Origin of the sequence: Lysinibacillus sp. FJAT-14745 (assembly GCF_001275675.1) — a bacterium.
GTDB lineage: Bacteria > Bacillota > Bacilli > Bacillales_A > Planococcaceae > Lysinibacillus.
Genome location: NZ_LITM01000007.1, coordinates 84,209 through 108,805 on the forward strand (window position 1 = coordinate 84,209; position 24,597 = coordinate 108,805).

29 protein-coding genes, 1 tRNA gene and 1 pseudogene are annotated in these 24,597 nt (G+C 36.9%); 14 read left to right on the forward strand and 17 right to left on the reverse strand.

From position 1 onward, the window contains the following. The first annotated feature begins 10 nt into the window (after positions 1–10). Positions 11–514 carry a C39 family peptidase gene (locus AMS59_RS13395; RefSeq protein ID WP_053484246.1) on the forward strand — a complete coding sequence of 168 codons (504 nt, stop codon included), beginning with the start codon at positions 11–13 and terminating at the stop codon, positions 512–514. 254 nt (positions 515–768) lie between these two features. Here AMS59_RS13395 and AMS59_RS13400 read toward each other — a convergent pair whose 3' ends face one another. The 8 genes from AMS59_RS13400 to AMS59_RS13435 form a co-directional block, all read right to left on the reverse strand. Further along, complete coding sequence (locus AMS59_RS13400) at positions 769–1,656, reverse strand: 5'-3' exonuclease (RefSeq protein WP_053484247.1); 888 nt, start codon at positions 1,654–1,656, stop codon at positions 769–771. Positions 1,657–2,035: 379 nt separating this feature from the next. Continuing rightward, positions 2,036–3,025: an agmatinase family protein gene (locus tag AMS59_RS13405; protein ID WP_053484248.1), complete on the reverse strand. Its 990-nt coding sequence runs from the start codon at positions 3,023–3,025 to the stop codon at positions 2,036–2,038. A 613-nt stretch (positions 3,026–3,638) separates the two neighbouring features. Further along, entirely contained in the window at positions 3,639–4,664 is a 1,026-nt protein-coding gene (locus AMS59_RS13410; RefSeq protein ID WP_053484249.1) for a polysaccharide deacetylase family protein, read from the reverse strand. Beyond that, a complete protein-coding gene (locus AMS59_RS13415) occupies positions 4,652–5,398 on the reverse strand; it encodes a hypothetical protein (protein ID WP_234007773.1) in 747 nt (248 codons plus the stop codon). Before AMS59_RS13415 ends, AMS59_RS13410 begins: the two co-directional genes overlap by 13 nt. After that, a complete protein-coding gene (locus AMS59_RS13420; RefSeq protein ID WP_053484250.1) occupies positions 5,379–7,052 on the reverse strand; it encodes a GNAT family N-acetyltransferase in 1,674 nt (557 codons plus the stop codon). The genes AMS59_RS13415 and AMS59_RS13420 overlap by 20 nt, the downstream gene beginning before the upstream one ends. Before the next feature lies 1 nt (position 7,053). After that, positions 7,054–8,148 (reverse strand): glycosyltransferase family 4 protein, encoded by a 1,095-nt coding sequence (locus AMS59_RS13425; RefSeq protein ID WP_053484251.1) that lies wholly within the window; start codon positions 8,146–8,148, stop codon positions 7,054–7,056. A 47-nt stretch (positions 8,149–8,195) separates the two neighbouring features. Further along, positions 8,196–8,831: a sugar transferase gene (locus AMS59_RS13430; RefSeq protein ID WP_053484252.1), complete on the reverse strand. Its 636-nt coding sequence runs from the start codon at positions 8,829–8,831 to the stop codon at positions 8,196–8,198. A gap of 178 nt (positions 8,832–9,009) precedes the next feature. Continuing rightward, on the reverse strand, positions 9,010–9,453 hold the full coding sequence (locus AMS59_RS13435; protein ID WP_053484253.1) for an SACOL1771 family peroxiredoxin: 444 nt from the start codon (positions 9,451–9,453) through the stop codon (positions 9,010–9,012). Positions 9,454–10,187: 734 nt separating this feature from the next. On the opposite strand from AMS59_RS13435, the gene AMS59_RS13445 reads away from it, so the two are divergent. Next, a complete protein-coding gene (locus AMS59_RS13445; RefSeq protein WP_053484255.1) occupies positions 10,188–10,859 on the forward strand; it encodes a hypothetical protein in 672 nt (223 codons plus the stop codon). A 182-nt stretch (positions 10,860–11,041) separates the two neighbouring features. On the opposite strand, the gene AMS59_RS13450 is transcribed toward AMS59_RS13445, so the two are convergent. After that, positions 11,042–12,727 (reverse strand): FAD-binding protein, encoded by a 1,686-nt coding sequence (locus AMS59_RS13450; RefSeq protein ID WP_053484256.1) that lies wholly within the window; start codon positions 12,725–12,727, stop codon positions 11,042–11,044. A gap of 281 nt (positions 12,728–13,008) precedes the next feature. Further along, positions 13,009–13,158 (reverse strand): hypothetical protein, encoded by a 150-nt coding sequence (locus tag AMS59_RS25885; RefSeq protein WP_199777752.1) that lies wholly within the window; start codon positions 13,156–13,158, stop codon positions 13,009–13,011. A gap of 365 nt (positions 13,159–13,523) precedes the next feature. Here AMS59_RS25885 and AMS59_RS13460 point away from each other — a divergent pair, with 365 nt between their 5' ends. After that, positions 13,524–14,210: a ZIP family metal transporter gene (locus tag AMS59_RS13460; RefSeq protein ID WP_234007788.1), complete on the forward strand. Its 687-nt coding sequence runs from the start codon at positions 13,524–13,526 to the stop codon at positions 14,208–14,210. Positions 14,211–14,247: 37 nt separating this feature from the next. Here the strand turns inward: AMS59_RS13460 and AMS59_RS13465 are convergent, their stop codons facing one another. Further along, the gene (locus AMS59_RS13465; RefSeq protein WP_053484259.1) at positions 14,248–15,282 is read right to left on the reverse strand and encodes an S-layer homology domain-containing protein; all 1,035 of its coding nucleotides are present in this window, start codon (positions 15,280–15,282) and stop codon (positions 14,248–14,250) included. Positions 15,283–15,794: 512 nt separating this feature from the next. Here AMS59_RS13465 and AMS59_RS13470 point away from each other — a divergent pair. Further along, positions 15,795–16,448: a hypothetical protein gene (locus AMS59_RS13470; protein WP_053484260.1), complete on the forward strand. Its 654-nt coding sequence runs from the start codon at positions 15,795–15,797 to the stop codon at positions 16,446–16,448. A gap of 40 nt (positions 16,449–16,488) precedes the next feature. Continuing rightward, positions 16,489–16,716: pseudogene (locus tag AMS59_RS24295) on the forward strand (3-hydroxyacyl-CoA dehydrogenase family protein); the annotation flags it as partial. Between the two features lie 356 nt (positions 16,717–17,072). Here the strand turns inward: AMS59_RS24295 and AMS59_RS13475 are convergent. The 3 genes from AMS59_RS13475 to AMS59_RS13485 all read right to left on the reverse strand — a co-directional run bounded on the left by AMS59_RS13475 (position 17,073) and on the right by AMS59_RS13485 (position 18,255). Next, entirely contained in the window at positions 17,073–17,273 is a 201-nt protein-coding gene (locus tag AMS59_RS13475) for a hypothetical protein (RefSeq protein WP_053484261.1), read from the reverse strand. Between the two features lie 3 nt (positions 17,274–17,276). Then, the gene (locus AMS59_RS13480) at positions 17,277–17,867 is read right to left on the reverse strand and encodes a sigma-70 family RNA polymerase sigma factor (protein ID WP_053484262.1); all 591 of its coding nucleotides are present in this window, start codon (positions 17,865–17,867) and stop codon (positions 17,277–17,279) included. 145 nt (positions 17,868–18,012) lie between these two features. After that, the gene (locus tag AMS59_RS13485; protein ID WP_053484263.1) at positions 18,013–18,255 is read right to left on the reverse strand and encodes a glutaredoxin family protein; all 243 of its coding nucleotides are present in this window, start codon (positions 18,253–18,255) and stop codon (positions 18,013–18,015) included. Between the two features lie 129 nt (positions 18,256–18,384). Here AMS59_RS13485 and AMS59_RS13490 point away from each other — a divergent pair. From AMS59_RS13490 to AMS59_RS13505, 4 genes are all read left to right on the forward strand, one after another. Next, a tRNA-Cys gene (locus tag AMS59_RS13490) sits at positions 18,385–18,455 on the forward strand. Between the two features lie 41 nt (positions 18,456–18,496). After that, complete coding sequence (locus tag AMS59_RS24300) at positions 18,497–18,670, forward strand: YvrJ family protein (RefSeq protein ID WP_082337503.1); 174 nt, start codon at positions 18,497–18,499, stop codon at positions 18,668–18,670. 5 nt (positions 18,671–18,675) lie between these two features. After that, on the forward strand, positions 18,676–18,861 hold the full coding sequence (locus AMS59_RS13495) for a hypothetical protein (protein ID WP_053484264.1): 186 nt from the start codon (positions 18,676–18,678) through the stop codon (positions 18,859–18,861). 929 nt (positions 18,862–19,790) lie between these two features. Further along, positions 19,791–20,093: a hypothetical protein gene (locus AMS59_RS13505; RefSeq protein WP_053484266.1), complete on the forward strand. Its 303-nt coding sequence runs from the start codon at positions 19,791–19,793 to the stop codon at positions 20,091–20,093. A 131-nt stretch (positions 20,094–20,224) separates the two neighbouring features. On the opposite strand, the gene AMS59_RS27015 is transcribed toward AMS59_RS13505, so the two are convergent. Then, positions 20,225–20,551 carry an HNH endonuclease signature motif containing protein gene (locus tag AMS59_RS27015; RefSeq protein ID WP_369814330.1) on the reverse strand — a complete coding sequence of 109 codons (327 nt, stop codon included), beginning with the start codon at positions 20,549–20,551 and terminating at the stop codon, positions 20,225–20,227. On the opposite strand from AMS59_RS27015, the gene AMS59_RS24305 reads away from it, so the two are divergent. After that, positions 20,516–20,818, forward strand: a complete 303-nt coding sequence (locus AMS59_RS24305) for a S8 family serine peptidase (RefSeq protein ID WP_304438251.1) — start codon at positions 20,516–20,518, stop codon at positions 20,816–20,818. The two genes, AMS59_RS27015 and AMS59_RS24305, sit on opposite strands and share 36 nt — an antisense overlap. A 119-nt stretch (positions 20,819–20,937) precedes the next feature. Then, positions 20,938–21,147, forward strand: a complete 210-nt coding sequence (locus AMS59_RS13510) for a hypothetical protein (protein ID WP_156304659.1) — start codon at positions 20,938–20,940, stop codon at positions 21,145–21,147. A 169-nt stretch (positions 21,148–21,316) separates the two neighbouring features. Here AMS59_RS13510 and AMS59_RS13515 read toward each other — a convergent pair whose 3' ends face one another. Beyond that, positions 21,317–21,814, reverse strand: a complete 498-nt coding sequence (locus AMS59_RS13515) for a GNAT family N-acetyltransferase (protein ID WP_053484267.1) — start codon at positions 21,812–21,814, stop codon at positions 21,317–21,319. A gap of 116 nt (positions 21,815–21,930) precedes the next feature. On the opposite strand from AMS59_RS13515, the gene AMS59_RS13520 reads away from it, so the two are divergent. Both AMS59_RS13520 and AMS59_RS13525 read left to right on the forward strand, forming a co-directional pair. Beyond that, on the forward strand, positions 21,931–22,503 hold the full coding sequence (locus AMS59_RS13520) for a DinB family protein (RefSeq protein WP_053484268.1): 573 nt from the start codon (positions 21,931–21,933) through the stop codon (positions 22,501–22,503). Positions 22,504–22,567: 64 nt separating this feature from the next. Further along, positions 22,568–22,903, forward strand: coding sequence for a CHY zinc finger protein (locus tag AMS59_RS13525; RefSeq protein ID WP_053484269.1), 336 nt, complete (start codon positions 22,568–22,570; stop codon positions 22,901–22,903). A 63-nt stretch (positions 22,904–22,966) separates the two neighbouring features. Here the strand turns inward: AMS59_RS13525 and AMS59_RS13530 are convergent, their stop codons facing one another. Further along, positions 22,967–24,160 (reverse strand): alpha/beta hydrolase, encoded by a 1,194-nt coding sequence (locus AMS59_RS13530; protein ID WP_053484270.1) that lies wholly within the window; start codon positions 24,158–24,160, stop codon positions 22,967–22,969. A gap of 219 nt (positions 24,161–24,379) precedes the next feature. Here AMS59_RS13530 and AMS59_RS13535 point away from each other — a divergent pair, with 219 nt between their 5' ends. After that, a complete protein-coding gene (locus tag AMS59_RS13535) occupies positions 24,380–24,568 on the forward strand; it encodes a hypothetical protein (protein ID WP_053484271.1) in 189 nt (62 codons plus the stop codon). Positions 24,569–24,597: the final 29 nt, after the last annotated feature.

Consider the following 24,597-nt stretch of genomic DNA (forward strand, 5'->3'; position numbering starts at 1 on the left):
GGAGATTATGATGCACCAGCCATTGTCGCTACTTGGAAAATCACAATATGATGCATCCATTTCACCAAACTATCGTAATTCTGCATGTGGACCTACAACTATACACGTAATCTTAAACTATTTTGAAGATCAAGCTCCTTCGGTAAATGAGCTTTATAAACTTCTCGGTGGCACAAAAATCGGATTATTTAAATGGCGTCTAATTCGTAACCTTCGCCGGCTTCGTCCAACATGGGATATCCGTGATTGTACTTTAAAGGAAGCAATGCAGGAAATCGATGCAGGTCGCCCTGTCGCCATACGCTTTGACCGATATTTCAGCTTAAACTGGCGCGATAAAAAATCTACCTTCGTCTATCATTGGGTACCACTCATTGGCTATGAAATACGCAATGATGAACTGTGGTTAATATTCCATGATAATGGCGGCCCTAATCGTGAAAGTAAAATTCGAACGGCTCCTTTTAAAGATAATGAAAAAGTGTTGAGCTTTGTAAAAATTACACCGAACTAAGTGACAGCGTACCTGCAATGTTAGACACGCTCTTTTATTATCAATAATTTAAAGCTTACTAAAATTTGTATAATAAAAACAGAGCATATTTCTATACTCTGCGTGGATAACTTGATGTTTGTTAATCAATTATGGCTCGGCATAATTGCGTCCGGAATCGGCTTTGTGCACAAAGAACTCCTTTCCGATTTCCGTGACATCCGCCGGAGGCTTTAACTTCTTTCAGCGGATGTTTGGGCACCCGCTGAAAGAAGTTAAATAAGTGAATACAGTGAGCGTGCCTGCTTGGCGATTAATGTGTAGCCACGTTCTTCTATTTCTTTGAACGTTTGAGGCTCGTAATTAGGTAATACTAAGCTCGCTAATTCTGCCTCGATTGGTACGTTCGTTTGAATTGTTGCAAGTTCGTGTGACAATTTTAGCATATCTAGATTTTCTTTAATTTTCGTACGTTGCCCAGGCTTTAATTCGTCTATTGATGTAAGAACATTCTCGATAGAACCATATGTTTGAATTAACGTAAGTGCCTGCTTTGGTCCAATACCTTTAACACCTGGATAACCGTCACTATTATCCCCCATAAAAGCCTTAACCTGTGCAAATTGAATAGGTTCGATGCCATATTCCTCTTGAAAGCGAGTATGCGTATAAACGTCATACTCTGTGTAGCCTTTTTTCGTAAAAGCAATTTCCGCAGACGGTCTTAAAAGCTGCAGTAAATCCTTGTCTCCACTAATTACCGTAATGTCAGCCTCATCCTGAAATTTTGTAATCATTGAGCCAATTAAATCATCTGCCTCCATCCCTTTAACACCAAAATTTTGCCAGCCGATTTGTTGAGATAAATTTTTCGCCATATCAAATTGTGGTAGCATTTCCTCTGGTGGTGATGGACGATTAGCCTTATAGCCATCAAATAATTCGTTACGGAATGTATGTGCACCCATATCCCAACAAACGGCAAGATGGGTCGGCTTCATAATAGATTGTGCCGTCAATACATGACGCACAAATCCTTGGGCACCATTTGAAGGTGTCCCATCCGCAAGGCGAATATAATGCCCCATCGCAGCCGACGCAAAAAATGAACGGAATAATAGCGCCATGCCATCAACAATTAATAATTTTGGTTTTGTTGTCATGATAAATAGTCCTCTCTATAACAATACAATGATGTATTAATCTATAATACCAGGTGTGTTGATTATCATTTGCATTCACTTTCATAATAAGAAAACCTGATTTCCGCTACGGGCGAGCGTCAAGCCGCTTCGTGCAAGGTCTCGTCTGTCTCGCTTTTCCCACGGGAGTCGAGTAGCCCTCACGCTACAATCAGCTAAAAATGGGCATCATAAGCAAAGTATCTACAAAAAAATATTTTGTCGGTCAATAAAAACCCTTTATCTTCTTAATCAACAAACCTGCCATAATATAATATTAAGCATTGTTCTATTATAGCAAACTATCATCAAACTTCATTGTAAATATATACAAGCCATCATTCCCCGTTTCATTTTATAATTATCTACTTATGAGGTTGCTCTTCTTTGAGATACGATTGCGGTAATCCAGTCGAATACCTGTTAACCATTGCAAAAATGCTGTCACGCCCATCTTAACTGTTTCCGGACGTAGGTCCCCCTCCTTTGGATCTGCGAAGACAAAGTCAATATGGCGAACCCCTTCATTTTCTCCAATGAGCTTTAGAATATCAAATAATTCATAGGCCGTTAATCCACCTGGTGTTGCTGCAGGTACATCTGGGGCAAATGCAATATCGAGTGCATCCAAATCTACAGATACATAAATACGATCCACCTCATACATAAGCTGACGGAGCATTTCGCGAATTGTTAATTGAATGCCATCACGACGCATTTGCTTTAACGTAATCATATGAATCCCTTGTTCTTTCGCGTAGTGAATCATTTCTGGTGAATTAAAAAAGCCGTGTAACCCGACATTATAAACATGTTTCCCCTCTACGACGCCTGCTGCAATGAGCTTCTGTATTGGAGAATCCATGGCTAAACCAATTTCATCCTGATTGCGGGCATCCAAATGCGTATCAATTTGAATAATCCCTATACGCTCCTTTGGAAAAGCATTCTTTATCCCTCTTAGGGAGCAAGCTGTAATCGCATGATCACCACCTAAAAGACAGGTAAAACTTTTAGAATATGCGGTGCTTAAGCTCTCTGCCGCAGCTTCTACAGCTGACTCAGAAAGCATTCTATCCATCTCGTGGATGGCTACATCACCTACATCAATGACTGCCAACGAGCGCAAATCTACTTGCTCATCTAAATTATAGGATTGAAAGCTTGGCCAAGCCTTTCGAAATGCTGTTGGATATAGTGCTTTTTCGGAGGGTTTACTAGCATACGATAATAAAGCACCATACAAAATAATATCTACATCACTTGGAAGTGGATTTTCTTTTTGCTTAATCCATTGATGCATAGCTGAACCATTTTCTTGCTTATACTGCCATTCTGGTTGAATAAACATGTTAACCGACCACCTTCATGCATTTTTAACTATCATAACGTGGGGTTGATTTCCGTTCCGACTGGGCGCTTTGCCGCTGACGCTTCGCTTTCGCGCAGTTAAAACATTTGTAGCTGCCGCTTTGCTTTCGCACAGTTAAAACATTTGCCGCTGAGGCTTCGCTTTCGCGCAGAGCAGAGCTTCCTGGGGGCGTCCGATGAGCCGCTTGGGCCTACACGATGTAGGTCACGAAGGCGTTATCACAGGACGTGATGTTTTTAGCCTTCGTTCCTCTATATCGCTAATCCCCGAGGAGTCGCCCAGCCTCCACTCCAATCAACTTATCCACATGATATATGTTTAACAAATTGTCATCCCCGATTTTGGTGATGAGCCAAATTGAAGTCAATTTCCCTATGCTATTTTATTACAAATATACCCAAAGAATTTCCTTCAATATCATAGTACCATTAGTACATACAATTTCGTCAAAGTTCGGTATTTTCCCTCTTAATTTTAAAAATCTCCACACTTCATTTACCCCTATAAACACAAAAAAGTAGCAAACTAGGCACTTTTCTAGTTTGCTACTTTTTATGTTGGGATAAAAGGGGCTTCTTCCCCCCTGCGATTATTAGTCTTCACCAATCGGGCTTTTACGGGATAGAGTTTGGCAAAGCTCTGCGACCTCGTGCATCGTATAGCTTTGAAAATTATATTGATGACTTAATTCCTGATAATACTGTAAAAGTTCCTCAAGCATAGCTAAATTTTTTTCAATGTTCTTGCCAAAATTATGAGGGTGCCACCATAAATGATAAAAAGCTTTAGAACTCGCTGCTGCATGCATTCCCTCTTTAATACGTTTGATCTTTAAGCCTTCCAAAAATCGTAATGGCCTACAATAGGGTCTTAAAAAAGCACTTGAACGAATGTTAATAAAGGAATCCATTTGCAATTCTTCTAGCGTTACAAGATGATTTCCTGTTACATTAACATAGGTATCCAGCCATTTTTTTGCACCTAATAGCCGACTTTTTTTCGTGAATTTTTGAGGATCATACAATGGATGTTTTTCATTTCCTCGATAACATACAAATCCTACGTCCTGACAGGCTGGGAAATATGCTTCATTCACTTGATTACGCGGAAATACAATCGATTTCATCGGTGCGATATTTTCTTCACATATCATTGCAGTAGCATGTAGATCTGCACGGAAATTTGCTTCAGTTTGTCCATTTTCTAAACAGTAAAAATGCGAAAATGTATGACTGCCAATTTCTTGATGTGGCGTACGTTTAATCTTCTCAATTAAAGATTTACCGAAATGTAAAAGGTCCTCTTGCTCATTTTCTCCTACTTTTGCAAGTTGTGTATGTGCCGCGTAACTCATGTTTTTATATTTTATTGGAATACCTCTTAAGTAATGAGCCATTTCAGCTTTTGTTTCTGCAAACAATAGACCCACTGTGGCCCAAGTCGCATGAATGCCATACTGTTCAAACAACTCTAGTATTTTAGGCAATGCCTCACGTACGCCATATAAATTTTTATTGTATTGTCCGTACTTAAATACATCGTGGACACCCCAATTCAGCTCAAAATCCAATGATATAACAAGACCTCCACGATTTACTCCAATTACTACTTCCTCCATTTTTGCACGCCCAGTAACAGTGCACGTATTTTTGATTGGGTAATGTAGCCGGAGTATACGTCGACGACTTGTCCACCGAAGCCAAGCTTAAATGCACGAACATTTTGGTCATCTGTCAGCTTTCCCATATCATATAAAACAAAGCCTCGCTCCTTTAAATGCAATAAATTGTGCCAAAGTAAGAATCGATTTGCATAACGAACTGGTCTTTTTACATGATCTGGCATCGATTGTGAATGACAAGTCGCTACATAATAGGACATCGCTTTTTTAGCGTAAACAATATCGAGTCTATAGCATAGTGTTTGTCCACAAATACTGCGAATCTCAGACAACCATAGCGCTCCATTATTTTTTAAGAGCGTAATAGCTTCCATTTGTGACTTACTAATTAGCTCGAGTTTTTTCCTTTTTGCAAAATTATTATAAAACTGTTGAAAGGCTCGTAAATTTTCATCTGATGGTTCTTTATAAATAAAAACTTGATAGGACTCTTTTTGTGCCCGACGAAGAATTTTTCGATTACTTTCTGAAAGAGCAAGATACAATGATAACTCACTATCTGTAAGGTGAATATGAACCGTTTCACTTTTAACAAGCTTACGGCTCGGTACAAGTGAATTTGTATATCCAACAACCTTCATTGATTTTCTAACATTGGCTGGCTTCTCTACAAAATAAAAATGCTGCATTGCGATATTCCATCGCTTACTTTTAATGGACAGAATGAACATCGCCCCCACTCTCTGTGTATTTTTCTACATGATTTCGCTCATAACGAGCACATTTAAAATGTTTCATTCGAGAAATACGTTTATAGCCTAGCTGCAATAATCGTTTACGCTTTCGCCATTGCCAAAAGCTTGCAGTAACCCATAGTGATTGTGCAGGTTTCATTTTTTGGAAAAAGGCTGTGATAATATCGATATTTTTATAAACATCATAGGTTAAAAAATAGGTCTGCTTCGGCAACGCTTCAACAATTTGCAATTCATCTACACGCCAGTTTACCGCATGTAACGCAAACGCAGGCTTATTCGTTTCTGCATAAGAATCTTTGTAAATGGAGTATCCCTTATAAAATAGAGAAATAATTTCTTCCTTATCGAGTTGCATCGCCTCCTGTATCGACAATTCCTCAAACAAATCTCCTACAGGTCGTTGCGGTGTAACATTATCTGATGGGGATAATTCATACAAATCCACTTGCTTAAAACGAATAAATTTTTCTACGAACAGTTGTCCATATTGTAGCCAATCTTTTACTTTTCCATACTTTACTAAGTAACGTAATTGACCTAGCGTATTGCGTTTCCATTCAACGACATGGTGATTGCCTTTTAAAAATTCCTTGAGTCGTTCCTTCAGCGTAAAACGACCCGCCAACAGCCTTGCTCGTTTCGTTCCACTGCTTACGAGCATACGCCTTGTAAAATCAATATTAGAACGCCAATCGAACTTATATGGCTCGTAGCCAATACTCATATCGAACAAGCGATAGTTTTCAGAATAGGTTCGCTTAATCGTTTCCTGATTCACTAATCTGCCAGGCCCAAATATATTAAATGTCGGCTCATGTGCAAGTGCGTAAGTTACATAACGTCCACGACAGCAAATTCCGTAGGTGAAGGCAATCCATTGGTCTTCAAAAACAAGTGCGTCTACCTCGACTTGCAATGCCTCTCCTTTAAGAAGCGTTAACTGTTCGAAAAAATCCTTTTTCTTACCTTTCGTAAAATCACTTGTATCTATTTTTTTAGCCCATCGTCGATCAAATAATTTAAACATTTGCCAAAGCTCTTCCTGTGAAGGGATTTTCCTCAATAATGAGCCTAATTTCCGTAACTTCCGTTCTCTTCTATCTACACCATGCATTTTTCTACGTTGATTGAAATAGTTAGAAAAATCTACATCGTGAAAGGCAAGATACGGAGTCACTACACGAAAAATACTCGGACGTAACTGCCTTTCAACAAAATATTGCTCAATAACCTTTGTAGATTCTTTGCTTTCCAATAATCCGTGAAACGAAAATAGTAGATGTTTATACTTTTCAATGAGCTGATCAAACACAAAGGTTGTAGCGGGCAACAGCCATTCTTTTTTCGCTACAACACCTGAATAATTTGCAATATTTTCTCCCACAAAGGCATAAATTCGTACTCCCCATCGAAGTTGAACTAAGAAGGGGAAAAAGGCAATGATAGTACCATTTTCTTCAACAGCATAGAGCTCAACACGCTCTCTTCGCCCAACAATTTGCCACCAGTTATAAAACCAAGCAAATTCTATAAATGGATTATCATTGTCCTCCGCTGCTAAAATTTCATCCCAAATATCCTTGTACCACATAAGCTCATCATCAGTTCGAATGCGAATTAATTGCAAATTAATCACCTTTCTTAGCCGACTTTAATACAGCCTGTTCGTAGACAAATAGAGTTTTCTGATACATTGGTAGAAACGTAAAATTCCTTAAAAAGCGACGTTCACTTGCGTCCCCCATTTTTTGACGTAAGCTCTCATCCATTAACAATTGTTTAAGCCTTTTCTCTAATAAGTCCTTATCATCTCGGTTAATTAAAAATCCATTCTCATTATCAGACACTAACTCATTGACACCACCTACATTCGTGGCGATAATCGGAAGTCCTGCTCGCATAGCTTCAATAATGGAAATCGGTAAGCCCTCCCAATCTGATAGCAAGACAAATAAATGACTTTCCTCAAGTAAAGATGTGACATCTAATTGATTGCCCAAAAATGAGACACGATCCATTAAGCCTTGATCGGCAACGAATTTTTCTAAACTAGGGCGAAGTGAGCCATCACCTATCAATTGCAGGCGCCAAGGTACATCAGAAAGCTCCGCTAAAGCCTCTAGCAATAAATCCTGTCTTTTTGGCACTTCAAAACGAGCAACCATCACGATTAATGGATGCTCCTCAGTCTTTTTAATAGGTGCTACTCGCTTCTCTATTTGGTAGATCCCATTATGAATCGTCTGCATTTTATGAGCAGGTGCAATTTTTTTCGTTAATGCTAGCTTGCGATCATATTCAGATACCGTAATAATTTTAGCTGTTAACGGCTGAACGGATTTTTCCATTCGACTATACATCCGCTTTTTTTTGTGCGGTACGCCTTCTGTAAAACTCCAGCTATGAGCCGTAAAAACAGTTGGAATGCGTAAAAGACTTCCTACTACACGACCAATTGCGCCCGCCTTCGATGAATGCGCAGCAATAATATCTGGTTGTATTTTTTTAAATGTTGCTCTTAATTGCCAAAAGGTCTGTAAATCTTTTTTTAGGTGAATCGCCCGCTGCATGGCTGGGATACTGATCACATCAATTTTTTCTTCTTGAAAGCGCCACAGTGATGGATCATAAAGGCCTGTCACAATAGTAACCTCGTGATTATCTTGCTTTAATTTTAGGGCAAGTGCCTCTACATGCTTTTGCGCTCCTCCAATCTTATCCATACGTGTAATAAGCTGAACGATCTTCAGAACCTAACACTCCTTAATTTTTAATAAGCACCTGTTCTCGCTAACACTACGTAAAGTGTTTTGATGATAATTTTAAGATCCATCCAAAAGGAATGATTTTCAACGTATTCTAGGTCATATGAAATTTTTTGCCCGTGAGAAATATTAGAGCGCCCGTTAATTTGAGCAAGCCCTGTTAAACCTGGCTTTACTTCTAAACGCCGTGCCTGTAAAGTGTTATAAGCATTTGTGATGGCTGGCACTTCTGGTCGTGGTCCAACAATACTCATATCTCCTTTTAAGACATTAATAAGCTGTGGAATTTCATCAATACTTAGCTTCCGAAGAACGGCCCCAACCTTCGTGATTCGTGTATCCTGTTCAGTTTTAAAAAAGTAATCGTCTGGAATTCCTTCTGCACACATAGTAGGCATATTCACTGGAACTGCCTGTATAGTCATTGTCCGTAGCTTCCAAATAATAAAGCGCTGATGATCCTGTCCGGTACGGATTTGTTTAAACAAAACAGGGCGACCTGTGCTAATAAGTAAAATGAGGAATACTACCAACATAAGAGGAATGGAAATGAAAAGTAATAGGAGTGCCCCCGCAATATCAAAAATTCTTTTTCCATACTGGCTATACAAATTAATAGTCTGAGCTGACTGCTCGCGCAATACATCATCCTTTGCATTTTTTTAGCACTTAACTTTATATATTCATTTGGGACATTTATAGAACTACTTTTAAGAAGTATTCCACTATAAAAAATATAAAAAAGGAGTTATTTCAAAATCATTTTTGAATAACTCCTATCTTTAAAATATATTCAGCCATTAATGGGAATGTTCATTTTTATCCTTGTACAATTTGCACATCGCATGTAATTTCAACATTTCCTTTTAATGCCTTACTAATCATACACGTTTGTTCTGCCTTCACAGCTAGTCGATTGATTCTTTTTTGTTCTCGCTCAGATAAATTTTGTACAACAATTCTTGGCTTATGTACGATTTTCTCATAAGTAAAAACACCATTCGTGACGTCCACAAATCCTTCAGCTTGCATAGACAAATCCAACACAGTAATCTTCGAATTTTCAAGTAACGTAGCCAATGTAATCAAATAACAGGTTGCTGCCGCTCCAAGCAGCATTTCATCAGGATTTGTCCCAATCCCTGGTCCATTCATTTCTTGGGGAATCGAAATTTTCGTATTTAGATTGTCCGCTATAATATTACCTGTCCCATTTCTCCCCTCCGACCATTGTAAATTCATATTAAATAAATGTTGAGCCATCATTAAATCCTCCTTTTTATTATGTAGTTAGGGTTAGAGCGGTTGCCCAGGGGGACCCGAGCAGTTTTCGGGGTTACCCGAGCAGTTTTCGGGGTTACCCGAGCTGTTCTCGGGGCTACCCGAGCTGTTTTCGGGGCTACCCGAGCTGTTTTCGGAGTTACCCGAGCTGTTTTCGGGGCTACCCGAGCTGTTTTCGGGGTTACCCGAGCAGTTTTCGGGGTTACCCGAGCAGTTTTCGGGGCTACCCGAGCAGTTTTCGGGGCTACCCGAGCAGTTTTCGGGGCCACCCGAGCAGTTTTCGGGGTTACCCGAGCTGTTTTCGGGGTTACCCGAGCAGTTTTCGGGGCTACCCGAGCAGTTTTCGGGGTTACCCGAGCAGTTTTTGGAGCTACCCGAGCAGTTCTTCACCCTACCCGAGCAGTTTATGGGGTTACCGGAGCAACTCTACGCTCTACCCAATCACTCCTCAGTCAAAATGGAATTCATCACCCCCACGTTATGACGATGAGGTATTTACCATAAAAAACAATTAGTACTTACATAATTAAATAATACTCTAATTTTACCATTTTAAAATTTAAGAGATTGATTGTTTTATATAGTTAAACAACACCTTTCTTCCCACGGCTATAGTATTATCAGGGCAATAATGAAACATCCAATATTTAAGAAAAACAGGAACACTGATTTTATGGTAAAATAGAAAAAACAATTCTTTAGGAGATTTTAAAAAAATGATTTTAACAAAGCAACAAGCAATACAAGCACTTAAAAAGAACAAATTTATCGGTTTTACTATTAAAACAGGAAATATTATTATGAAAAAAATGAATAAAACCGATTATAATATTTTCGTATTTGAAGAGGGCAAAGATAAACCTGTGCGCTATGTAGGTTCCATTATGAACGTGATGTCGACAATGAGCGACAAAGCTTCTAATAAGGATTTTGTCATTGTGGAGACTCTAAATAAAGAAGGGGCTACATCTGTAGTGAAAGATGAAGTCAAAGAAGTAACTGAGTCTGTAGAAAAAGATGAAATGAAAGAAGCTGCTAAGCCTGTAGAAAAAAATGAAGTCAAAGAAGCAAAGAAAGAAAAAGTAGAAAAAGCAGCTGACTTCGATGAAGAAAGACGTGCTATTTCAAGTTACGAGGGCTTATATGATGTTACAGCGAGCGGTCGAATCATTACAGTGCGTGAAAATCGCCCATTAGCTCGATGCAACGATGAATATGGTTTCCATATTGTGCGACTAACAAAAGAAGGTACTGCTTCAAGTCACAATGTATTTGAACTTTGGAAACAGGCATACCCAGAACTTGAACAAACTAACTTTAAAGGTGCCTTAAAAGCAAAGTATGGCACAGGCTGCAAGCTAACTGATAAACCAGGTGTACACTTTTAATCATAAAGAATCCTCAGCGTCGTTGCATTGACGCTGAGGATTTTTTTAATAAACAAAAGTTAGTGTGCTAATTAGATGTTCAATATTTTTCCCTTGTGATTGAAGATATCAATGTTATGAGCTTGTCATTATTCGTTAATTGACCTCCAACTCTATCTCGCAAAACCATTCAAAAATACTCTTTATACATTTAACAAGGTTGATTCTTCCTTAACTACATTTGCCATATGCGTTGTAGCAATATAGCTTAATGTCATACCAGGTCCTAATGTTGCACCTGGTCCTGGATACGTTTCGCCCATTATAGAGGCTGAACAATTCCCCGATGCATACAACCCTTCAATTGCCGTACCGTCTGCCTTTACAACACGAGCATGCTCATCCACCACTAAGCCTCCCTTAGTCCCAATATCTCCCGGATATAAACGAAGTGCATAAAATGGTGCATTATTAAGCTCTGCTAAGTTCGGATTCTTCAATGTAGGATCTCCATAATAATTATCATAGGCACTATCTCCTCGGTGGAAATCTTCATCACGACCATTACGAGCAAAGGCATTGAAGCGCTCTACAGTTTCCACTAAGTTTCCTGGGGGAACATTCATTTGTTCTGCAAGCTCTTCAAGTGTTTGTGCACTTTTCACTATGCCGTTATCAAACCAACTTTTTGGAAAAGCTTGTCCTGGGAATAATCCTGTGAAAATATAACGACTTTTTGCCGTTGCATCGATCAATATCCAAGAAGGTATTGCATTGTTTGTTTTTTGATGGTGAATATGCATATTGTCTACAAATTCATGATAAGGTGCCGCTTCATTTAAATAACGTTTCCCAGCACTATCTACCACCATCATATTAGGAACTCCGCGGTCTGCAACAAGGAAGAAAGGCTGCCCTTGTGGATCAATAACAGAAGGTGCTCCCCATACTTTATCCATTAAATCTAGTGTCGCCCCTATTTTCACGCTTGGCTCGATAATATCTCCTGTTTGTCCTTCTGGTGTAGAAGTCCATTTTGCGTTTGTTGGTGCTGGCAAATATTTTTCACGATATGCTTGATTATGAGAGAAACCACCTGAAGAAAGGACTACCCCACGCTTCGCCTCGATCCGCATCTCCTGCCCATCTCGTTCAACTACGATACCAGTCACTCGATTATTTTCAACGATAAAATCTTTAAATGCAGTTGAGATCCACAGTTCTCCATTCGCTTCTGCAAGTGACATCCGTAAACGAGCTATTAGTGCTTCTCCTAATGCAACAGGCAGACTTCCTGTAACTTTCGACTTCACTAATCGTACACCTAATTTTAACGCAGTTGTTTTCCCCTTTGTTGTGCGTCTAACCATATTTACCTTATGAAATTCAAAGCTATTCATCGTAAAGCCTTTAGTAGACATTGTTGAACGACGCATCGTATCTACTAATGATCCCATTTTCTTCAAATCAAAAATAAGCGGCTCAATTGACCGTCCTTGAGGTAAGCCACCTGGTTTTTCAGGATAATAATCTGAATAACCTTTAGCATACTGGAAACGCATATGCCTAGTATGATTATTTAAAAACCTTAACATTTCTGGTCCCCGTGTAATATAAGCCTCCTTTAAAGCCACTGGTACACGATCACCAATGGTTGAATCTAAGTATAAACGCGCTAGTTTATGTGTATCAGGAACACCCTCACCCTTAATCACATGATTATTTGGAATCCATAGTGCTCCGCCGGACAAGGCCGATGCCCCACCATAACGCTCTGTCTTTTCAATGACTAATGATTTCATACCCTGTAGCTTTGCTGTCAGACCTGCTGTTAACCCTGCCGCCCCCGAACCTACTACTACCACATCATAACTCGCATCCCATTTCAACTTACATTCCTCACCTTCATTAGTAGTTACTAAATCAATGAATCTGGTATTACTACTAAAAAGTATAGAATTCAAACAATATTCAGTCAATTTAAACCGTACCGCAAATTTCGATCATAAAACCCCTAAAAATAGATTTATCGATAAAATAAACTTTTACTTTTTAGTAATTAATACAATGGACATTTTTCTAAAACTTGCGATTATCATATTCGTTTCTACTTAGCATATATTTTATCAACTATGCCTCGGCATAATTGCGTCCGGAATCAGCTTTGTGCTTAGGCCTGCGTGAGGGCCAACACGATGTTGGTCATTTCGGTAATGCCACAGGACGTGGCGTTTTTACCGAGGGCCGACACGATGTCGGTCATTTCGGTAATGCCACAGGACGTGGCGTTTTTACCGAGGGCCGACACGATGTCGGTCATTTCGGTAATGCCACAGGACGTGGCGTTTTTACCGATGCAGGTCAGTTAGCCGTTATCGCATGGATGCGATGATTTTAGGCTAACATCCTTTTAGATTCCGTGACATTCACCGAAGGCTTTAGGCCAACAAATGTTTTTTGTGCGAAAGCGCAGTGCAACGTAGCGTCAGCAACACGATGTTTTTTGTGCGAAAGCGCAGTGCAACGTAGCGTCAGCAACACGATGTTGGTCACTCAGTCGTTGCCACAGGACGTGGCGTTCTTAGACTGAGTTCCCTCTATTTCAGCGGTGTTTAGACACCCGCTGAAAGAAGTTAAAACGGCTTAAAGAATATATAGGGTGGAGGAATTTCGCAGTTGAGTGCAATGATACTTGGTGGTTTTCTTTTTTTTAGTGCTAGCATAGGAGGAGCCCTAGCTTGGGTATTCTCTAAGCTATTTCAGCATACAACTCATGGATTATCATTACTATGTGGTGGATTTTTAGTTGGCTTACTTGTAGTAGATGTCATTCCTTCTTCTTTTCAAATGTACAAATCAGTCGGCCTTTTTCTTGGAATTTTGATGGGCTATTTAATGTTTCAAATACTTAATAGTTTATTTCACACTTCCCATACACAAAATCCCTCTGTATCACTACTTGCAATCGCTATAATTATCCATACTATTCCAATGAGTCTTACTGTCGGACAATTACTAGGGAACTCCGCACTAAGTATTGCAATAACAGCTTCCATTATTCTACATCATCTACCAGAAGGCTTTGCCCTTTCAACAGCATTATTATCGCAAGGAGAACGGCTATGGAGACTCTTTATTTATTTTATAGCATTTTCGATTTTCTTTAGTATTTTTATACAGATCGGCCAATATTGGGAGTTATCTGATAAGGCACAAGGAGTACTAATGGGCATATCGATTGCGTTAATCGCAACCGCCAGTATTTCAGAATTTATTTTGCATCATATTCGTTCAGTATCACGAAAATCCTTTATAGCCTATATTTTATTAGGTTATTTATTAAGTCACGCATTTCATATGCTGGTCGAATAAAAAAGCAATCCACCCAATATTGTGGATTGCTTCTTTTTTAATTACTCTTATCGTCATGAAGTGACAATATTGTAAGTGTTAGTATTTTAGAGAACTGTGCACGTGTAAGATTACCTTTTGGATTAAATTGACCGTTTGCTCCATCAATAACACCCAATTGCTTTAATAATCCGATTGCTTCAACAGTTTCCGGACGCATTTGGTTTTTGTCAGTAAATGGGTTATTTTTGCTAACCTTACTTACATCAAAGTTCATTCCTTCTAAGTATCTTGCTGTTACATATGCCATTTCCTCACGTGTAATAGGTTTGTTTGGCTCAAAATTAACACCATCAAAAATATCGATAAAGCCATATTCCTCTAAAATTGCTACTTCCTTTGCACCCTTGTAATTTGCTAAATCTTTATATGTAGCAGGACCTTCATAATCTTCATTTACATCTAAACCAGAAGCACGGAAAATCATAGAAACTAATTGTCCGCGTGTTACTTGTCCATTTGGATTAAATGTTGTAGCAGATGTACCATTTATAATGTCAGCTTGGTAAAGGAATTGGATATAGCTCTCAGCCCAATGCCCGATAGTATCAGTGAAGTAACCACCCGGTTTTAAGTCTACAGCTTCTTCACTAAGTCCTACTATAAAAGAATTCATATCTTTTTTACTAAAAGATCTCCATTTTCCTTCAGAAAAAACCTCTGTTTTGAATGAATTTCCAGATGGCATAAATTTCATTTGCATAGCGTCACCGAAAAGCTCTTTAAATTCTTTTTGCTCCTGTGCACTCACTTCAGAAAATTGCATTAGTCCTTTTAAGGTTATCTTTACTGTAATACTATCTTTTGTTGTTACTAATGACATATCTTTATCATCATATGCTAACTTAGCAAGTAAAAAAGATTTATAAACATCTTGGTAGGTCATTAATTTCACTTGATCAGTCGCTGCAACTACCTGTTTTGGATGGATAAATCTATCAAGTTCTACATTTTCTTGGGCATTTGCTTGTAACCCGAAACCTCCTGTAAAACATGCAATACTAAGTGCGCCAGCTAAAAGTGTCTTTTTCATTCTTCTTTCCCCTTTCAAATCTAAATTTAGTGTACTAAAACAACCGTTAGTAAATCTATAAAATTATGTAAGTTATTCAAAATTATAAGAAAGTCCTATATTCCTTAACACAAAAAATTACTAAATCTTCATGTTAACCCAGAAAATACATCACATTATTTCTACGATATATTAGGTTGTTTTTTTAATAAATCTTACCAAATGTATCATTATTTCTCACTTTGAATAAATATCCTATTATAAATTTGCTTTATCTCTCTTTATATTTATGTAGAAAAAATAGTAAATCTGTTTTTTCTTTAGTAGGTATAAAGTAGATAGTAGCGGATACCCAATATGAAGGACTGTTCGAAAATATCAAGTTTTTTGTAGTCTTTTTGAGAAATACTTACTACGAATTCAGGCTCATTTTATTTGAAAGGGCTTTTTTTGTGGGAAAATTTTCTGCTGACTGTAGTTCTATTTTGGTTTATATATTAAAATATTTGATAAATAGAAAGGGGGCTTTATACTTGTTTAAAATACTTTCTGGCATATTTTTATTGAGTGGTATAACGGGAGTGATTTCCCTTCTTCTTGCAATTTTCAATTTCATAAAATTGGACAGAATAAAAGCAATTAAAATGCTGAAGTTTACGGGAATTTCTATTATTATTTTATGTCTTTCTGCTTTAGGTGCTAGTGAATTTCTACCTGAGTCTAATATAGTAAGCCAAGAGGAATCTCCTAAGAAAGAGAAGTATGAAGAAAAACCAGTAGCTAAAGTAGAGTCAATAGAAGATGTAACTTGGCAGGAGAAAGTAAAAGAGGTTGCTTCTCTTGATAGCCCTTCTCCTAAAAAGTTCGATACAATTGTAGCCTACGCTAAAAAGTATCCAGCTACAAAGGCTGAAATCAAAGAATTCGAGGATTACATCATTGCCGAATATAAAAATAAAAAATATTTAGCAGACGTACAAAATGATGAATATATGCTAGAAAATATTTTCAAGGCATATGTAGTGAATAGATACTATGGTGAAGAAGAAACGCCTATTAATGATTTTGTCTTTGGGTTTTATCAAAATTCTACATATACTTTTAAGGGACTCGAATCCACTAATAGTAATGCAATAAAATATAATGAACGCCAAATGGATAAAGCATTAGCAGCTATAGAAAATTAAATGTCACGTATAAATTAATGTGTATTTTTAAAAAAGTGGAGGAGCACCACTAGGTCCATTCGCCATCCTTGACATTGTCGGTATTAATACTGCTTTCAACATTGTAGAAGTAAAAGCCGCTGCTACTGGTGATGGAAACTTGAATAAACTAACCAACCTCTTAAAAACAGAGTATATCGAAAAAGGCAAACTAGGCCGCGCAACAGGCGAAGGCTTCTATAAATATCCAAACCCAAACTTCGCAAAGCCTGATTTCCTAAAAGGCTAATATTAATCAATAAAACGATGTACATAGTGTCTTCGCTATGTGCATCGTTTTTTAATTTTTTTGAGGTGTCGACAATGAGTTGCAAATTGACCGGGTATGTCACGAAAGTAATTAGGTGGCTACTTGATTTAATAGGGTTGTTACTCAATCTGATCAGATAGGCTATGAAAGTGATCGGGTGACTACTCAAACTGCTCGGGTTGGACAAGAATTTGATCGGGTTGTATCTAGATCCGCTCCGCTTTGCAGTGAAAGTGATCAGGTGGCTACTCGATAAGCTCGGGTTTACCAAGAATGTGATCAGCTTTTAATTCAAACTGATTAGGTTTCCAACTCGAGCCACTTAGGGATACAGTTCAGTAGAAATAATCCCAAAAGCTAGGCGCATCCTGAAACTCTACTGTTGCAAGCTTTTCTATAATTTTTAGTTTAATTTCTTGTTCCAAGTCTTCTCTTTCTTGATAGTCTGTATTGTGTAAACAATGTTTAATTTTAGGTATGAAATTCTCTATAATTGTTAGAGCCTCTTCGCTATGTTGATTTCCGAAATTCGCCATAAGTCATTCCTCCTTTTTTCTGAGTGTATTATTGAGTTTATTTAAAGCCTTTCTGTGAAGGTTTGATATATTTTGTGGTGTTGTTTGTAATATTTGAGCGATTTCTTTTATAGATAGCTCTTTTACATAAATCATCTCTAAAATTTGAAGCTGTTTAACCGTTAGTTTTTGTAAGGACTTCAAAAGCTGTTCATCCTCAATATTGTCTAATAACCTTTCTCCAACTATATTTTCAAACTCCTTTTCATTGCTTGCGTCTTCTATTTGTTCTTTTGCGGTCGTACCACCTTCTTCTGATAAGCCCTTATCTAATATTAATAAAGTGCGATTTTGCAGCCTTCTCCTTTTTTTATCAAAATCTAAGCTAAAGAAATAAATTAAATTACTGACGTATTTGATCTTCCTAACATTTTTATAGTGAGATTGGAATGATTCATCAACTAGTTTCTTATTACGATCAGTTGGATATAAGATCGCTTTTTGCACCAAATAGAGATTTTTGGAATCTGACAAAAAGCTTTTTATGATTGGATTGTTAACCTGCTTATTATTTCTATAGAAGAATTCCTCAATTTTTTGATTATCTTTTTCCATTTAATTATCCCTCCTATATATCCGCCTTCTTTCTATATAAAGTGAATGTAGTATCTATATTATAAACCAAAATAAGAACAAATGTTCTTAAAGAGGATAAAAAAAATCACCTTTTATACAAAAAAGGTGATTTAATCCAACTGTTTCAAATATCTAAGATAGCTTTTATTTTTTCTGGCTGATAACCTATAATTCTCTCTTCTTTATTATCTGTAATTAATAAAATAAATGGGATTGCGCTACTATTATATTGCTTGAACTCCTTTAATACGTGCTCATCATTAATATCCTTATTGATATAAGTAATATTATTTTCTCTTAACCACTCTTTTAACTTAACACAAAATTGACATCCATCGCTTGAATACACAGTTATAGCATACTTCATCTTAAAGACCTCCTCTTATCTATAAAGAGGATCAACACAAGAAATGAAACCATTACAAATAAAATTTTTTAACTGTAAGGTTGTTTTTTTTAAGGAAGGATCCTCTTTACATATTACAGTTTAAATTTTGGTGATATAGCCAAGCGGTAAGGCAAGGGTCTGCAAAACCTTTATCCTCAGTTCGAATCCGAGTATCACCTTATATTACGATTTTGGAGTAAGAAGGAGGGTGATTTACATTATGACACCGGAAAATGTTCCAATGTGGATTAGCTTAATAGGAAATTTTGGGTTCCCCATTGCCATAACAGTCTATCTGTTCATTCGCTTTGAAAAGAAAATAGATAAATTAGAAGCTGTCATCATGGAGTTATCTGAAGTTATAAAATCTCTTAATTACAAAAAAGGAGGGTGATCCACATGGAAATTGAAAAATTAATGGCTTGTTACTGTAAAGCAAGAGAAGTTCAATCATTTTATACAAATTGTTTAACGAATGACCATCTTTCTCCTAAAGAACGCGATTTACTAATAAATCTTATTAAAAATGCCAGTACTTCTTCTAATTTATTGCGTGAATATTGTCAGCATACTGATGAAATATGATCTTTTTACCCACCAAATAATTTAGGTTATAGACTACCTAATTTTATTTGGTGGGTTTTAATTTTTAACGGAATATTCCATTGCTGATTTCCTTACATCTTCCATCCAATTAATGTATGATTGTATGAACAGGAGGGGAATTTTATGATAGCCTACAAGAGAATAGCTATACTATATCTTCTTATAATAATCCTTAGTATATTTATTGCTACACAGATGAACAGTATATTAAATGGATTGTTGGTTCTTGCTTTTTTGTATTTGTTGTTTATTGGCCTTCCTTATTTATTACAAAAAAAGGTGAAGTTTTTCGAGATGTTTTGGAGTTGGTTAACAAAAGGTGGGCGAATAGGTCCTAAAAATTAATTTTTTCCAAAACAAAATAAAGAAACACTCTAACTGTTCTGCCTCGAAAATGTTAGACCTTAGTTGTATTTCACTTTACATAGTAATGAAGCACATCATAACTAATTGTTGCTTCAAATACTTTAAAGGGAGAGAATACAATGTCTGAAAAACAAGTAACATCAGAAGTTAAAGAGTTTACGCAAGAAGAGGTTAATAATCTAGTTGAAAAGGCTTTAGCAAATCAAAGCGTGCAAACTTAGTGAAGATGAATTTGTTAGAAGACAACGAATTCTAATTGTACTGGCTTTTTCTTGTATGGAAGTGAAGTAAATATATATCTTAATATCGAATGTTGAACTGGGGCGCTTGTTCAATAAAATACAAATTTTTTATTGTAGTAAATAAATTCAGAATAGTACAAAAAAGACAGAGCACCTTCTAACTTTGGCTCATCTATCCAGGTTCTAATTAATTCCATGACATTTAACTTCTATCAGCAAGCATTTTTTGTACTTAAAGCGAGGCGTCAGCGGGTGTTCAAACATCTGCTGAAATTTAAATGAAGGGTGGGAGGGTCTAAATTGGGAATTGGATTAGTTGCTTTGGGATTAGTATTGGTACTAGGAGTAGCTTTTATGATAAGTCTTGGTAAATCGAATAAAAAGAAATATATAATTTGGGGAATAACTATGATGTTAGTAATTGCTCCTTTATTCTCAGGGGTTGTTTCTATTCTGTATGGGAGATATGAAGGTGAGGGGTTTGCGGCGGTCGCACTAATGATGGTCATGTTTCCACTTCTATTTTTAACTGGACTTGTGCTTCTTCTTTTAGGAATTTTTAAAAAAGGGAAAGCTAAATCTATTAAGCCAACGGATGCGTAACAGCTTTTATTGCTTTTCATATGAATTTCATTTGACGCTTATATTTATTATTGGCAGGTAATTGACTTACGCTTACATTTCCTACTAACTCGCCTAGCTTATTAAGTCTATCAATCTGTTTATCCATGAGATTAAAATTGTTTCATGATTTTCCGAATTGTTTCTGAGTTAGTTGCGTGTACCATCCGATGTATTAAAGGATGAATTATTATCAGATTTCTATAACTATCATCCTTAGTCTCGCTCCACATAACTTTGTGATGGACGTGCATTTGACGCGGGGCTAGTTTTACTCCGCTTATCCCACATTTTCCTACTTGAGCTACATATAGACTGATTCTGTTGTCATTAAGTTCAATGTTTCCTCGAATACCCTTTATCGGATTGTTTCTAATCCTTCTTAGTTCCTCTTCAGTAATTCCATTTATAAAGAAGCTAATCCAAAGACATTTGGTAATTTATTTACGAATGTAAATTTAGATTTTGTTGGGCCTGGTGAAAATATTTTATCTACACATTTAAACAGTGATTATGTAGAGTTGACCGGAACCTCTATGGCAGCGCCTTTTGTTGCTGGTGCAGCTGCACTTATTATAAAAATAATAAATCGTACTGAGCCACATTTGATTCCTATGTATGTGTATGATTACTTATTGTCGCATGCTCTTCCATTGGAAAACTTCTCAATCAATCAAGTTGGAAATGGCTTTATTCAATTGAAATAAACAGCGTTAGGTCCCTCCCTCATTTACTAAAATAATGAAAACCATGAATTAGAAATTCTTTAGCACATTATTTTTTCAAGCATACTATACAGCAATAAACGGATCGATTGGAGGCAATTATGATTAGCAACAATAAAATTGCAACGACTAATATTGTGCTGGCAATTTTACTTGTTCTTGGTATCACCTATAATTATTTTTACAATCAATCACCCATTCAAATTGAACGCTTAGGTCATTTAGGGTTTTGGCTAGCATTCCTATTATCAATAATCAATATAGTACTGAGTATAAAGCTACTGAAAAATAAAACGGGCAACCGCTTGTAGCTACGTCACTTTTATGATTGCTGTCATTATTTTAATCTTTGCCTTGTTTTCATTATTTCATTGGGGCTCGCCATAAAAAACAACAAACTCCAAAGGCTAATAAGCTATTGGAGTTTTTATCAATCAATTATGCCTCGACATAATTGCGTCCGGGAACTACTGAAATAAGTTATAGAAACAAAGCCATATAATCCTCATCAAAATATTCCTGACCTATTTTTAATGCCCTCTTCTCTGTTCCAAAAAGCTCAAATCCTAAAGAAGAATACAGTCTTTTCGCTGCAGCATTCGTTGATACAACCGTTAAAGTAAGCTGCTCAACTTCCTTTAACTCTTTTGCCTTGTTAATTGCATCAACCATTAAACGCTTGCCAATGCCAAGTCCGCGCTTTTTCGAAGAAACATAAACAGCAAAGATACTCGCTTTATGTTTTAACTTAAGCTTACTTTCCTGCACTAACGTCGCAACGCCTACTAATTCTTCATGATCAAATACCCCTAACGTATAAGAACCCTGTGATTCAAATCTGCTGGCAAACTGCTTGATCGGATAATCCTTCTCCTCCTCGAAGCTAGAGCCAAATGCCTCGGGATTATTTTGTAGCCCTTCTAATCTTAAATTCCGATAGGCTTCAGCATCTGCAGCTGTTAAAAATCTACTGTTCATTCTTATCCCTCCTACGATACTTTTCATTTTTATCGACAATTCCTAATAGTGTTTTATGTACTTTCACAAGATAGTTTCCTAAAATGGTAATAACAGCATAAAGGAGAATGAAAAATATGAAATCCAACAGTATGGCGCATCATTTTCATACATTACAGGAGCAGCGATCTCACTACCTCCCTTGCATACATTCACTCTCACAGGAACAACTATGGCATCCGGAGAAAGAAGGAAAATGGTCTATCGGTGAACATTTCTATCACCTTTATCTAATCCTAAAAATGCTTAAAACAGCAACAAAGTTTTCCTTACTACTGACGCCTTACGCGAAAATGCGAAGAAACAAGCCATTCGCCACTGAAATACATGATATTTACGAGGAATATAAAAACAAAAAAGGACGAGGCATGAGAGCTCCCGGAATATTAGTACCTCCCTCAAAAATACGTTTTACGTTGAGCAGTGACGAAATTGAACAATTACTAGTGAACGAAACGAGCACAATGCAAGAATTAGTAAAAAATATTGAGGAGGATATTGCCGGGCATATTGTTTTTCCAGATCCTCTTGCTCACTATCCTAACCTTATTCAATCTATCCAGCTACTTGCGATCCATGAAAAGCATCATTTTAGAATAATGACGGAGCAATATAATCGATTGATTACGTCTAGCGAAGTTTTAATTTAGCATTTTAAAATGAAAAAACTATGTCCATATAAGTAGATTTCATTTATGAAAAGAGGTTTGAAATATGAAGATTCTAGGAAATGTTATTGATGCTCAAGGAAGATGTAAACACTATTTTAGTAAGGTAGATACTATTTCGATTAAATTTAAATGTTGTGGAGAGTATTATCCTTGCTATAAATGTCATGAGGAAAATGCAAATCATAAAATTCAGCCATGGAAGAACAAGGATTTTGATGAAAAGGCAATATTTTGTGGCGTATGTAAAAAGGAATTAACGATTCGTGAATATATGAATAGCACAAATTGTAAGCATTGTGCTACTCTTTTTAATCCAAATTGCAGTAAGCATTTTCATATATACTTTGAGACGGATAACAATTCTACATGTACTTTCTAAATAGAATAGCCTTTGAAGGGTTAATGCCTTCAAAGGTTTCCTATTAGGAGCTATGCGTAATGATTATTTATTATATGTTTGAAGAAATGCTTTTACTTTCTCCTTGGCAAATTGTGTGCTCAAACTACCTGGATTTGCATCAAAGCCATGATCGACCTTTGGAAGAAGATAAAGTTCATGTGCTACACCACTCTTAGTCAGTTTCTCATCCAATACGTTCGCCTGCTCTACGGGAACAATACGGTCGCTCGTTCCTAAAAACGTAATTGTTGGTGGTGTATTTTTCTGGATATAGCTTATAGGGGAAAGCATTTTATAACGCTCAGGGTATTCAGTTGGTGAACCTCCAATGTACTGATTCATAACATCTTGGACATAACGCTTACTTGGATTGTTCTTGTAAAACTCAGTCATATCTGACGGTCCATACATGTTAATCACCGCCTTGATCGGGACATCCGGAACATCCGTTGATGGTGGTAAATGCTTATCTCCCATACTATATGCAGCAAGCATAGCTAGATTCCCCCCAGCAGACTCTCCCATTAAAATGATTCTGTTCGGATCAATCTTATACGTATCTGCATTTTGCACAATCCAACCTAATGCCGATTTAACATCCCCTACTTCATCTTTCCAACCTGCTTCAGGAGGCATACGGTATTGGACATCAAAAACAGTGTACCCTTGCTCATTCATCCACTGATTCCAGTCTTGAACTTGGCCTTTATCTCCACTTACCCAACCACCCCCATGCACTTGAACAATGACAGGTGTTAAAACATCCTCTGATTTTTTCTTTGCTGGCCAGACATCAAGCTTTAATTCAATGCCGTCCGTAGTCTTCCCATACACCACATCTACACTAGGCTTTGTTGAGGTATCTTGTTTATAGAAAAAAAGTGAGCTAAGAGAAACCGATACATTCTCGCTTTTGGCATAGCTTTTCATATTACTAATTGGCTGCACAATTAAAAAAATTAATAACAACAAAATAGGAATTAGAACTGTAAGAGCAATTAAAGTTTTCTTCCAAAAAGAAAGAGCTAATAAAACTATTATTATTAATGTTGTAACTACTAGAATACTTGGAAATATAGAAGCCCCCCATGCAAGCAGACTCATTATTTTATCCATATTACTTGGATTAAAAATATAGTATGCCACTATAATGATAAAACAACCTACTATTACAGAGAGGATTGTGAGCAGCCACTGAAGAAAACCTCTAGGTCGCCAATTTGTTGTCTGATTCATCTTTTTAAAACCTCCCATATTACACCATACCTTTATAATGCCTTATGTCATAAGATTTTTAGTAATCATTTCATTAATATAAATGATACACAGTCTATATATCTTATATCCGAGAATTTTAGTTTTATCAAAATTTTCTAAACTCTTTACAGAAGTTGATTTTGAAAGTTTTATAGCAAGTAGTATGGTATTCACATAAAAAAGAAAAAGAGTGGTTAAATGAAAATCAAAAAAGTGTTAACACCATTCTTAATTGCAGGTTTTGTATTATCAGCCGGAAGTAATTCTTTTGCTGAAACAAGTAATTTTAATGAATCGAATGATGCAGTTGATTGGGATAAGGATTGGGAATCTTTCGAAACTGAAAACTATCCTAGTACTATTACTTTCCCTGGTGGTGAGTCTTAACTAGGGCTTCTCGAAGTTCTCAGATATAC